Genomic DNA, 10,342 nt, shown 5'->3' on the forward strand with positions numbered 1-10,342 from the left:
GCGTACCTCCGGATAGCTCAGTAGACCCCCTCAGCATGGTTTTTCTGAGCCCGTCGGACATCTGCCGTTCGGCAGATATCCGGTGACGCAGTCAGCGGGCAGCGGCGTTCCCGGCCGCCGGCGAAGGCAGCGGCAGCGTCCCCGTGACCTGCCAGCCGTCGGCCGACGGGCCGGCTGTGACCGTCCCGCCGAGAATCTTGAACCGTTCGTCCATCCCAACAAGGCCCGTGCCACCGCCCTCGCGGTGCGGGTGCAGCGACTTGCCGCTCCCCCCGTCGTTCGTGACGGACACACGCAGCACGGCATCTCCTGCCTGCTCGACGGCCACCCTGACCAGCCGGGCCGAGGCGGCATGGCGCCGGACGTTGGTCAGGGATTCCAGCACCAGGCTGTATGCGGTCTCCTCGACCTCTCGGGGGAGCATCCCGACCAGTTCTTCGGCAAGGTCCAGTTCAGTGGTGATCGAGCTCGACTCGGCGAACCTGCGCACCAGGTCGGGCAGGTCCGCCAGCCCGTACACCCGGGTCGACGGCTGAGCGGGCTCCTGTCCCGGCGTGCCATGGTGCTCGTCCTCCGCCTCGCGCAAGGTCTGCAGAGTGCGGTCCATCGAGTCGAGGGCGCGTAGACCCGCCTGCTCCACCCGGCTGAGCAGCGCCTGGTGCTGTTCAGGGTCGTAGGCCGACGCCTGGGCGGCCTGCACCTCCAGCACCATGCCCGTCACCTCGTGGGCGACGAAGTCGTGCAGGACTCTGGCCATGTGGAGCCGTTGTTCCCGGCGGGCCTGCAACACCGCCCGTTGCCGGCGGTGGTCCGTGGCCCGCAGGTAACCGCCGATGCCGGCGGCGCAGGCCACCGGCATCAGCGTGATGAACACCATGATCACCACCCCGCTCGTTCCGGACTCCGGGGTGCGCAGAGTGAAGCGCAGGGGCAGAGCGGTCGTCGTGAGAACAGCCACGAGCGCGACGGGGATCAGGCGACGAGGTCGTGCCCGCCGGATCAGGCGCCCTGTCAGCACCAGCAGCCCCACGAACTCGAAGGGCATCCACAGGAGGACGAGGCCAGGCTTGCCGACGTACGCGACGTCCGTGAGGAGGGACACCGCGAGGGCCGTGTACGCGGCGGTGTTCTCGGTGATCCTTCCCCACGGCCATCGAAGCAGCGGAACCGACAGGGCCACGAACGCCGAGAAGGCGAGAAGCAGAGCAATGGGCGGGCCGGGCAGGGCGGGCAGCCCCAGACAGAAGACCGCCGCCCAGATGCCTAAGCTCCGCCAACGTCCCAACGCCCTACCGCTCTTCGTCATAGTCCTCAGCCTATGCAGAGACCCGCACCGACTCGGCCGCCGGTGTTTTGCGCCGGGACCAGCGGCGCACCGCCGGCCGCTCCACGCAGACGTTCAGCACCCACGCCAGCGCCAGGGAGACCGCGAAGGTGCCGACCAGAAACGTGAGGCCGCCCGCAGGTCCCCAGGACTTTCCCTTCGGCTCCCCTCCGTCCATGGTGTAGCCGAGCATCAAATGGCCGTACTTCAATATCGGTTGGTGGAGCAGGTAGAACGCGAAGGTGAGTTCGCCGAGTCGGATCATGACCTTGCTGGTCAGGTACGTGCGGCGGCCCGCCACATCGGCCACCGCCAGCGAGGCGGTCAGCAGGGCGACGGGAACAGCCATCAGGGCGGCGTAGCGGAAGAGGTAAGGCAGTTGCTGCGAAATCGCGTATGACGCCACCAGAAGCATCACGGCCGGAAGCGGGCGCAGACCGATCCACCGGCCCATGATGACGATGCGAGCCATCAGCATGCCAAGCACGCACTCCAGCATCCGCGTGAGCGGGAAGAAATACACAAACCAGTACCTGCTCTCCGACGTGTGCCACAGCGGCTTCGGGGGAGTGTCGGGCAGAGCGAGGGCGATCACGGGAATCAGCACGATGATCGCCACCACGGCACCGGCCGCATACCACAGCCGCCCCGGTCTGATCCGGCGGATCAGGGGCAGCAGCAGCGGGAACAGAGCGTAGAACGCGATGTCCGCGGACAGCGACCACGTCGGGGTGTTGGCGATGTCGATGTATTCGGGTGAGGGGAACCAGGCCTGGATCAGGACCAGTTGAGTGAACAGAGGGAACAGGGCCGGAAGTTGGATGAAGCAGACAACCAGGACGAGGGTGAATCCCAGAGCGGTGATGTGATTGGGGAACACCCTGACGATGCGCCGGCGCCAGAAGGTGCGTGCTGTGTCCCGCTCTCTCCAGGACCACGTGAGCACGAAGCCGGAGAGGACGAAGAAATACGAAACGGCTGTCTGGCCCGACGTTCCGACGCCTTCCAGGTAGTTCAGGCTCCAGTCGTAGGACTTGAAGACGATTTCGAAGGAACCGTGCACGATGAAGACCAGGGCCATGAAGATGACGCGCAGGCTGGTCAGGGTGTGAAGTTGCGGACGTCTCTCATGAGGAGTCGCGGTTATGTCTCCGACGGTCATGTCGCCTCTTTTGGAAGTAACGATGCGTGGCTAGCACTTTGTGGCGTATCCCATCTCCCACGCCCGCACGGCGATTCCGACCCTGTTTCGCACGCCGAGTTTCCGCTGAATGCTGGCGACATGCGTCTTGACCGTGCCCGGTGAAATGAACATCTCCGTCGCGATGTCGGCGTTGGTCAGTCCCTCGGCGACCTTCCCGGCGATTTCGATCTCCCTCTTTGTGAGGGGCTCGACGGGGGCCTCACGCCCGGCTGCCGCACCAGAGCCTCGGCCGGGGCCGGTGACGTGCCTGAGCAGCCGTACTGTGACGGAAGGGCTGATCAGGCTGTCACCGGCGACCGCGGCACGCACGGCTTCCACCAGCAGCGTCGGTCCGGAGCGCTTGAGCAGAAAGCCCGAGGCGCCGTAGCGCAATGCCGGATACACGTACTCGTCCAGGTCGAAGGTCGTCACGATGACGACCCTGCCCCGGAAGTCGGCCGTGGGGGCGAGCAGGTTTCGTGTGACCTCGAGTCCGTCCATGCGCGGCATACGGACATCCAGGAGAGCGACGTCGGGCCGCAGCCGCTTGGCCGTCTCCAGGGCATCCATGCCGTTGGCGGCCTCGCCGATCACCTCTATGTCCGGCTGACTCTCGAGTATGCGCCGCATACCGCGGCGGACCATCTCCTGATCGTCAGCGATGAGCACACGAATCGTCACGGTCGGCCATTCTTGCAGGCGAAGGACAGTGGGAATCCGCGGATTAGCGGGTGGACCGGCTAGTTCTCGGCCATCCTTTCGGCCAGTCGCCGAGGCCTCATGTCGGTCCAGTGCTCATTGACGTATGCGAGCGCCGACTGGCGGTCCGTCGCTTCCAGGACAACCAGCCAGCCGGCGGGGACGTCGGCGAAGGACGGCCACAGGGAGTGCTGGCCCTCGTCGTTGGCCAGGACCAGGAACGTGCCATCCGGGTCGTCGAACGGGTTGGTGCTCATGGTGTCTCCTCCTTGGATCGGGCGGGAACTAGGGCTCAGGCGGCGGGAACGCGCACCCGCCGGGCCGGCGCGGATCCGCGTGTCTCATGGGTGCGGCTGTCGAGCAGGGCCACGCCGAGCGGGGTGAGGGTGTGCAGCGCGGTGTTCCGGCTTCTCGTCGTCATGATCAGGCCGGCCCGGCGCAGTATGGAGGCGTGCTTGCTGGCCCCGGCGAGCGAGAGGTTGAGCCGTTTCGCCAGCTCGCTGGTGGTGCAGCTTTCGGTCAGCACTTGAAGCGCCGCGGCCCGGGTGTGCCCCACGAGCGCGCCGAGTGCCTCGACGTCTCCGGCGCATTGCCTGCTGAACTCCGCTTTGGCCGGATTGTTGACCGGGAAGAGCACCGTCGGCCTTCCGTTCGGTCCCGTCGCCTCCACGAACAGACACGTCTGCTCGGGCAGGAAGAACGAAGGACTGAGCACCAGCCCGCGGCCGGCGAGGTAGACGTCCCGGTCCGGGCCGCGATGGAGTTCCAGGACCGGGGCGTGCCAGCGGAGTCTCGGGTGCAGACTGCCGAGCAGCCGTTCCGCGCCGGAGGCGATCATGATGCGTCCGCTCGTGTCCCGGACGGCCTCCAGAATGGTGCGCACCTTCGCCCAGTAGGGTCGCACCGCCGCATGGCTGAAGTCGGCCAGGGCGGACATCACGGCGGCCTGAGCGGGGTTGACCGGGCGTGGGCTTATGTCCTTGGGACGCTCGCTGCGGTGGACGAGGTTGACCAGGTCGTCGACCGACTCGTATCTGCGCGCCAGGGTCTCGAAAACCGCGGAGCGAGGCCCGAGTTCGACGCGCAGCTGCCGGCGCCAGCCGTGGAACATGACGTTGTTGCTGTCGGCGAACAACCGGAGGGCGAGCGCGCTCTCGGTCAGCAGTCCGAGGCCCGCCGACATGCGCAGCCGGGCGAGGTCCTCGGCGGTGAAGTGGATCCTCAGCATGTGTCACTCCCCGCGGAGGGGCAGCGCGCGCCCTCCCTTGAGTGTCTCGGCGTACGAGAAGACGTGACCGGCGCCGACCTCGACCGGCCGCAGCCCGGCGAAGTCCTCGTCCAGGGCGTCGAAGAACTCCAGTTCGGCTGTGCCGGTCCAGATGTCCCCGAACTCGACGTCGGTCACCTCGGAGGCGGCCAGCGGAGCGGGCTGCTCGACCGGTGCTGTCCAGGCGGGGGCGACGAGACTGTGGGCGAGCGGGACCGCGTGCAGCGCGGGCGGTTCCTGGGCGGGCCCGGTCAGGGTCACGGCGGCCTCGGCGACGCGCCGACCGTGCACCGAGAGGTTCCCGGCGAAAAGGGAGCCCTCGGCCCGGCGCGAGCCAGCCCGGCCCACCAGCCCGTGCCGGGTCTGATGGATGGCGCCGTACTGCTTGGGCATGCCCTGCACCCAGCCGCGCACGAGGGGCACGGCCTGGTCGACCCAGGCGTACGGGCAACGTGCCATGACGGCCCCTTCGTGGTCACAGCCGAGCAGGATCAGGAACTCGGAGAACTGGCTGCGGGACGGGTCGGACAGTTCTTCGCCCGAGTCGGAACACCACTGCCAGACGGCGAAGACGGCCGCGGCGGCGCCGGGGTCGGCACCCGGAGTGAGCCCCGGCGGCAGGAAACGCGCGGCGGCATCAGGATCGACGCGGTAGTCGACCATGATGACGTCGCCCGAGAAGTGCCAGGGCGGAGGCGTGAGCATGGCGGAGCTGCCCGAGGGCGACAGGGGAAGGCTGTAGCCGCGGGGGCCCATGTCGTGGGGTTGGGGAGCGATGGCCTGGTGTGGGGCAGGAGACATCAACAGTTCCCGTTTCCGTGTCGGTTGTGTGCGGGAGGGATGGGGCGGGTACGGACGAGCGGGTACGACGGTGGCCGGGGCCGGTACCCGATCAAGCAGCCCACGCTCCAGCGAGGCGGTGCGCCGCCTCGGTCAGCACTGCGGGCGGGTTGAAGCTGTAGGCCAGCCGCAACCGGGGCCTGTCGCCGGCGCCGAACCGGGACCCGGGTGCGAGCCGTACCCCGGCCGCCTCGGCGGCCGCGGTGTATGTCTCCTCCCGGGCGGCGTCCGTGCCGCCCGGCCCCAGCCACAGGAAGAAGCCTCCGCCGGGCACCCGGCAGGCCATCCGCTCGCCCAGGAGGGCACGCAGGGGCTCCGCCAGGGCGTCCCTGCGTTTGCCCAACTCGGCCCGAATCCGGGTCAGATGCCGGTCGTAGTCCCCGTCGCGCAGTACGGTCGCGACCGCCAGGGACGTGGTGTGGTTTAGCGAGCCGCCGCTGACGAGCATGCCGTGCTCGCCGAGCCACGCCACCAGTGCGGGCTCACCGAGCAGCCAGCCGAGCCGCAGTCCGGGGGCCAGCGTCTTGGCGAACGTGCCGAGCCGCAGCACGCCCCGGTAGCCGGCCAGCGCCGCGAACGACGGAGGGACGGACTGCCCTCCGTCCAAGGTGAGTTCGGCGTAGGCGTCGTCCTCGATCACCACCGCCTCGTGCTCCCGGGTGACATCGAGCAGCTCTCTTCTTCGGGTGAGAGGGACGACGATGCCGGTGGGGTTGTGGAAGGCGGGGTTGACGTAGACGAAGGCGACCCGTCGCCCCACCGCGTGCTCGGCGCGCAGTGCCTCGCGCAGCGCCGCCGGATCCATGCCGAGCTCGTCCATGGCCACCGCGCGCACGCGCAGCCCGCAGTCGGTAAAGATCCGCCGCCCCAGGTCGTAGGAGTACTGGTCGGTGATGACCATGTCTCCCGGGCGCCCCAGCAGGCCGGACAGGAGGTGCAGGGCCTGGGACGTGCCGGCTGTCAGTAACACCTGGTCGGGTCCGCAGGGGTGCCCGTCGGCGAGCGCGGCCCGCTCTGCCAGGGCCTCGCGCAACGGGAGGGCACCCGCGTTGTGACCGTAGGCGAGCGCGGCCGGGCCGTACTCGTCCAGCGCGCGGTGGTAGGCAGCACGCAGCAGACCAACCGGCAGCAGTGCGGGGTCGGGGTAGCCGGGGCCGAGGTCGATCAGGCCGGGCGGCGGGACGTCCTGGACGATCCCCGGCCGCCAGTGCCGTATCGCACTGGCATGCTCTGCCACCGTCTGCCCGGCGGGTGCCACGGTGGGGGGTGTCATCGACGCGACTCCAGCGCGATGCGCAACATGCGGACCGCACGCTCCAGGGGCTGCGCGGGCCGGGCCAGCGCGATGCGGAAACTGTCGTCGCCCTCCCGCGGGTTCGCCCAGTGAAACTTGCGGCAGGGCAGGACATAGACATTCTGGTCGCGCAGTTCGGTCCAGACCTCCGATGCCGAGCCCTTGTCCAGGCGGACGCGCTCCACACTCACCCGGATGTCGTCGCCGAGGCAGGTGATCCCCTCGACGCCGGCCAGTCCGTCGCGCACGATGCGCCGGTTTCCGGCAATGAACTCGTGGAGGTCGGCGAAGCCGCCGGACGCGGCGTCTGTGGCGAATTCGCGGATCAGGGTGAGGATCAACGGGGAGACACCGAGCAGGATGTCGGAGTAGATCAGGTCGACCGGCAGTCCGAGGTTGTCCGAGTAGACGAGGAAACCGGACTTGAGATCGAGGGTCGGCCACAGCTTGCCGGTGTCCTCGATCACGACCCAGCGGCAGCCGCTGGCAGCCAGGATCTCGTAGTGGTCGTACTGGGCGCGCAGATCGAAGCCGCGGAAGGAAGTGTCCAGGCACAGGACCACGTCGTGCTCGGCGCACTGCTGGGCGAGCCGGGTCAGGCGTTCCCCGGAGAGCACGAGGCCGGTGGGGTTGTTCGGGGTGGTGACGAAGACCGCGCCGACCGACTCGAGGAACTCGGGGGCCAGGTCGCCGCAGTGCAGCGATTCCTCGTCCAGGCGGACCAGGCGCAGGCCGCAGCCGCGCAGAATGTCGGGGATGTTGTCGAAGGTCGGGTGGACCAGCGCGATGGCGTCGATGGAGGTCGCGAGGGTGCGGGCGAGGATCTCCATGGCCACGGACGACGCGTAGCAGCTCAGCACACGGCCGCTGCCGGACAGATAGCTGTGCTGGCCGAGCGAGTGGAAGAAGGCTTCGTGGGCCTCGTTCTCCAGCTCCTCGACGGGCCGCTCCGCGCTCTCCGCGAAGAGGGCGGGCAGCTCGTTGATGATCTTCTCCTGGGTCGGGGTCAGCCCTTGTCGGGCATGGCCGTCGGCCAGGTTGAGTTCACTGTTGATGGCCATGAACTCCAGCTGGGTGAGGTTTTCCTCGCCCTGGCCGTGCAGGATCGGCCGGTTGCCTACCTCGGGTGCAGCAGTCACAACAACCTCGCGTGTAGTCGGGGGAAGATGGGCTCGCCCTCGGAACTCGACGGCGGTGCCGCTCAGTGGATGACGCGGGCTTCCGCGTCGAGCCGTGCCCCACGGGACGGACGCAGGTCCCGGGCAACGTTCAGCCGGCGCAGCCAGCGGTCCGTGCCGTCGAAACGGGCCATGAAGGGTTTGCGTCCGTGGACGGCCCGGAAGTTGTCGATGAAGCAGATGTCGCCAGGCTGGAGCACCACGTCGGTGAGCGCGGCGTCGACGGCGACACTCAGGGCATCGAGCGCGCGCTGTTCCTCCTCACCCTGGCTGCCGGCCATGTAGTAGGGGTCGACGCACAGGTACGGGTCGTCGGTGTCGCCGAACAGCACGGCGACGGGCGTGGGATCGGCCAGAGCCCGCTCCACGCGCTCGCGGCTGCGCCGGAGCAGTTCGGCGCCGCGGCCGGTGACGGCTGCGGACTCGCCCGTGAGGCGGTGGGCGTCGTCCGGCCTGATGACGAAGCGCTCCTGAGAGAGCAGGGCGCGCAGGTCATCGTCCAGCCGCACATCGGCGACGTCGGCGACGATCGTCTCCACGCCGTCGGGGTTGCGCAGGCACATCAGCCCGAGGTAGTCGGCGCGCAGCGGGTGGAAGGCGTCCTCGGTGTGCCAGGTGAGGGTCTCGGCACTGCCCCAGCCGATCTGGCCGTGCTCGTGCTCCTTGACCGGGTAGATGTCGTGCATGAGGCGCCCGTCCTGCTGGGTGGCCCAGCCGACTGGGTCCCCGAGCAGCGCGGCGATCAGGAAGAACGCGATGTCCTGCCGGAGCGAGGCGGTGTCGCTCGAAGAGCCTGTGCGGTCGAGAGGGGTGGGGCCGAGCGCCGCGTCGTCCACCGGCAGGCCGGAGACGACGAGCGTGGCCGACCGCTCCGATGACCGGTAGTCCAGGACCGCGCTGCGCAGCCGACGCGGCAGTTCGGCCGCGTACAGGCGGCTCTCCAACTGGAACTCGGCGGACTCCACCGAGTGATGCTCTCTTGCTATGTCATCTATCAGTGACTCTAATGATGTTATTTCCTCTTTATTCAGCGCATGGGTGATCACGACGTACGACCTCCGCCAGTGGGGTGGCTGTTCCGGCAGAAACGGCGCGACGCTCAAAGGCCGTCGCAGGTGCCAGCGGGCACAGCGGTCCGGCCCCGCGCGGCGCGAGGCATCAGGGAGGACGGCCTGCGAGCACGCCCCGCGCGGCCGTCCGGACCGTGCCTTGTGAAGCCTCTCAACATCCCCGGAGGTCCCGCCACAAACTTCAGCCCCTGCCGAAACATCGTCACTTCCCCGCCCGCTCAACGGTGTCCACGGACGGGAAGCGGCGCATCGTCGGGCTCGCCGTGACGAACAGGGCTGTCGCGGCGAACGCCGCCGCGCATGCCAGGAGCGCCGAGGTACCGCCGCCCGCAACCGCCATGAGCGAGCCTCCCGCCGCCGGGCCGAGGGCCCCCGCCCCGCCGCCGCAGAAGCCGGCCAGTCCGCTCAGCCGCCCGCGGAGTGCGTCCGGGGTGACCATCAACTGGTAGGTGAGTACTGCGGTGTTGGCGGTCGGTGCTAGCAGGGCGAGCAGCCCCAGCAGCAGTCCCAGCTCGACGCCCGGCGGTACGAAGGCCATGGCCGTGGTGCCGGCCGCCGCCAGCCAGGAGAAGCCGAGGACGATCAGCGCGGCCGGCATCCGGGCGTACAGGCGGGGCGCGGCCAGTGCGCCGAGCACGCCGCCCACACCGAAGCAGCCCATCATCAGGCCCGTCTCCCCCCCACCCACGTCGTCCTCGCCAGCCAGGGAGAGCACGACCACCATCAGCGCGCCGAAGACGAAGTTGGTCAGCATCACCCACACCAGGGTCGTCCTGATGACACGCCGCCCGAGGACCCAGCGGAACCCGCCGAGCACGTCCGCACGGGTGTCGCGGCGGGCTGGGGCGTCGGCGGGCGGGGCAGGCCGCAGGGGCAGCCGCAGCAGCGTCAGGGCGCCGCAGCACAGCGCCAGCATCAGCGCGTTGGCGAGGAACGGGTGCACGGGGTGCACGGCGAAGAGGAAGCCCGCCGCCGGGGGCCCGAGCACCGCGGCGACGTAGGGCCGGGCGGTGTTGCGGGCGACGGCAGCGGAGAGCTGTGTCTCGGGCACCACCTGGGCGAGGGCCGCGTGCTCGGCGGGGTCGAAGGCCGCGCCGAAGACGCCTTCCACGGCCACCGCCGCGAGGACGAGCGGAAAGCTGTAGTGGCCCAGCGCGAGCGAGATCGCGAGGGCGGCCATCCCGGCGGTTCGGGCGCTCGCGCTGACCAGCAGGATCGCCCGCCTGTCCCAGCGGTCGGCGAGCACGCCGGCCGGCACGACGGCCGCCATCTGGGCGAGGGACAGGACGGAGGAGGCCAGCCCCATCTGCAGCGGAGAGCCGGAGCCGGCCAGGATCAGCAGCGGCAGGGCGATGGCCAGAATCTCCGCCGTCAGCTGCGACAGGAGCTGTCCGGTCCACAGGATCGTGTAGTTGCGGTTGCGGGAAAGAGGGACCGGCGTGGCGTGCGCCCCCCCGGTCCCCTGGGATCGGATCGTCGCCATGGGG

The 10,342-nt window shown here is 69.3% G+C and carries 10 protein-coding genes; all 10 read right to left on the reverse strand.

Features of this window, described 5'->3' with window-relative positions; genetic code table 11:
- Positions 1-91 precede the first annotated feature (91 nt).
- The gene (locus ACFYTE_RS05470) at positions 92-1,306 is read right to left on the reverse strand and encodes a sensor histidine kinase (RefSeq protein WP_388705253.1); all 1,215 of its coding nucleotides are present in this window, start codon (positions 1,304-1,306) and stop codon (positions 92-94) included.
- Positions 1,307-1,316: 10 nt separating this feature from the next.
- The gene (locus ACFYTE_RS05475; protein ID WP_388705256.1) at positions 1,317-2,486 is read right to left on the reverse strand and encodes an acyltransferase family protein; all 1,170 of its coding nucleotides are present in this window, start codon (positions 2,484-2,486) and stop codon (positions 1,317-1,319) included.
- A 30-nt stretch (positions 2,487-2,516) separates the two neighbouring features.
- A complete protein-coding gene (locus ACFYTE_RS05480) occupies positions 2,517-3,188 on the reverse strand; it encodes a response regulator (RefSeq protein ID WP_388705259.1) in 672 nt (223 codons plus the stop codon).
- A gap of 59 nt (positions 3,189-3,247) precedes the next feature.
- Positions 3,248-3,463, reverse strand: coding sequence for an MbtH family protein (locus ACFYTE_RS05485; RefSeq protein WP_362334231.1), 216 nt, complete (start codon positions 3,461-3,463; stop codon positions 3,248-3,250).
- 35 nt (positions 3,464-3,498) lie between these two features.
- Complete coding sequence (locus ACFYTE_RS05490) at positions 3,499-4,434, reverse strand: ArsR/SmtB family transcription factor (RefSeq protein WP_388705263.1); 936 nt, start codon at positions 4,432-4,434, stop codon at positions 3,499-3,501.
- Positions 4,435-4,437: 3 nt separating this feature from the next.
- On the reverse strand, positions 4,438-5,274 hold the full coding sequence (gene mppR / locus ACFYTE_RS05495; RefSeq protein WP_388705266.1) for an enduracididine biosynthesis enzyme MppR: 837 nt from the start codon (positions 5,272-5,274) through the stop codon (positions 4,438-4,440).
- Positions 5,275-5,365: 91 nt separating this feature from the next.
- Positions 5,366-6,586 carry an enduracididine biosynthesis enzyme MppQ gene (mppQ, locus tag ACFYTE_RS05500; protein WP_388705269.1) on the reverse strand — a complete coding sequence of 407 codons (1,221 nt, stop codon included), beginning with the start codon at positions 6,584-6,586 and terminating at the stop codon, positions 5,366-5,368.
- Entirely contained in the window at positions 6,583-7,746 is a 1,164-nt protein-coding gene (gene mppP / locus ACFYTE_RS05505) for an enduracididine biosynthesis enzyme MppP (RefSeq protein ID WP_388705272.1), read from the reverse strand. The genes mppQ and mppP overlap by 4 nt, the downstream gene beginning before the upstream one ends.
- 62 nt (positions 7,747-7,808) lie before the next feature.
- Positions 7,809-8,831, reverse strand: a complete 1,023-nt coding sequence (gntD, locus tag ACFYTE_RS05510) for a guanitoxin biosynthesis L-enduracididine beta-hydroxylase GntD (RefSeq protein WP_388705275.1) — start codon at positions 8,829-8,831, stop codon at positions 7,809-7,811.
- A 226-nt stretch (positions 8,832-9,057) separates the two neighbouring features.
- Positions 9,058-10,338 (reverse strand): MFS transporter, encoded by a 1,281-nt coding sequence (locus ACFYTE_RS05515; RefSeq protein WP_388705278.1) that lies wholly within the window; start codon positions 10,336-10,338, stop codon positions 9,058-9,060.
- Between the last annotated feature and the right edge of the window lie 4 nt (positions 10,339-10,342).

The organism is Streptomyces sp. NPDC004629 (assembly GCF_042873595.1).
GTDB lineage: Bacteria > Actinomycetota > Actinomycetes > Streptomycetales > Streptomycetaceae > Streptomyces.